The organism is Burkholderia sp. E168m23, assembly GCF_016586125.1.
Lineage (GTDB): Bacteria > Pseudomonadota > Gammaproteobacteria > Burkholderiales > Burkholderiaceae > Burkholderia > Burkholderia orbicola.
The window spans coordinates 1-1482 of record NZ_BCPP01001303.1 but is presented as its reverse complement, the minus strand read 5'-3'; the positions used below and the strand labels follow the sequence as shown (position 1 = coordinate 1482).

The 1482-nt window shown below is 51.2% G+C and carries 1 protein-coding gene; it reads left to right on the top strand.

The window, feature by feature from the left end; translation table 11 throughout:
* Positions 1 to 715: 715 nt before the first annotated feature.
* On the top strand, positions 716 to 1482 hold a 767-nt coding region (locus JMF90_RS36760; RefSeq protein WP_201326312.1), incomplete at its 3' end, for an FkbM family methyltransferase.

Genomic DNA, 1482 nt, shown 5'->3' with positions numbered 1-1482 from the left:
GATATTACGACGACTCCACCGCGTGGACTGTGCATCCGGATCAACGTCGATAACATAACCAGGCAGATGATGTTGCAGATCGAGACTCGGCACACTGGAAACGTGAACGACGAACCTTAGCCACTGTTTGAGCCATTATTTCATGTGTTGTTCCCCCGGTCTGAGCTCTCCCGGTAAATAATTGACTATAGGACCAGGTTGGATGGCATTCCGCTTTGTTCTACATACGGGAATTTCTTCGGAAGGTTTGCCGTAACGATCAGGCCTCAGTAGCGGGACGATTTGCTGACGACAACTGCGAGATCGGCGAGGCGCCCAGGCGTTGAAGCAAGTTCATTCGAATGTTTTGTAACGCCCTCACGTCTAGATTGACTAGTCGTGGGCCGCATTACAGAGATACGCCGGCACTCAGAGAGGCACACATCACCACAGACGAAAGCACGCCGCTCGAGGTCCCCTCGGCGCCGATCGATATAATTCGCTAACGTTTGAAGCGATGCTCAACACCGTCACGACGATCACGGCCATGGACCGCGGAGCAACATTTCTAAGCATTGACCTTCTTGCTCTCGTAGAATAGCCGTCGTCAGGGGCGGAAGACGATCACTGACAATCGACGTGCCGGATTGGCCAGGCTGGCACCCAGCGGACGAAAGCGACTCCTGCATCCTATTTTTCTGTTCAACAATATCGATAACGATGTTTGAGGAAAAGAATGGATTTTTCTGAGCAAATTCAACGATCTATTTCGGCAAGGCAGGCTCTTGGGGCAGATTTTTTTGGTGGCTGGGAGGCATCCGACCTTGACTTATTTGCCAAATACCGAAAAATTTCTCAAGGAACACCCGGGTATGTAACCGATTACTTCGGGACGAAAACACCTACCGATTGCGTTCCGTGGGCCGCAGCACGCGATGGCGACACCTTCGATAGTCCGCCCATTCCGAATGACGGGGTACGAGCCGAGGCCATCGAGTATTATGCGCTACTCGACAGTCTTGAGAATACTAGGGATGACAGCTTTTCCATGGTTGAACTTGGATCAAGCTATGCACCATGGGCTGCAATAGCTGGAGTACTTGCGAAGCGCCAGGGCAAGAACGTCGCCATCAGAGCAGTGGAGGCCAGCGCTTATTTCCACGCTCTCATTTCAAAAAATCTCTCGGCAAACGGCCTCACCGACAACCTTTCCATTCCGAAAGTCGAGAGTATGGCCATCCATGGAGCAGTAGGCATCAGAAAAGGAACTGTCTTTTTTCCGATCGTCAGAAGCGCTTTTGAAAATGGTGGGCAAGCCGCCTATGCGGCGCCCGATGTCGATTACGTCGGGCGGTCTGTTCCACATGAGGAGGTACCAGTCAGAACCCTCGATGAGATATTCGACGGACTTGAAATAATCGACTTTATTCACTGCGATATTCAAGGATCAGAAGGCGACGTTTTAATCCACGGCGCATCACAAATCAGTCAAAAAGTTAAGCG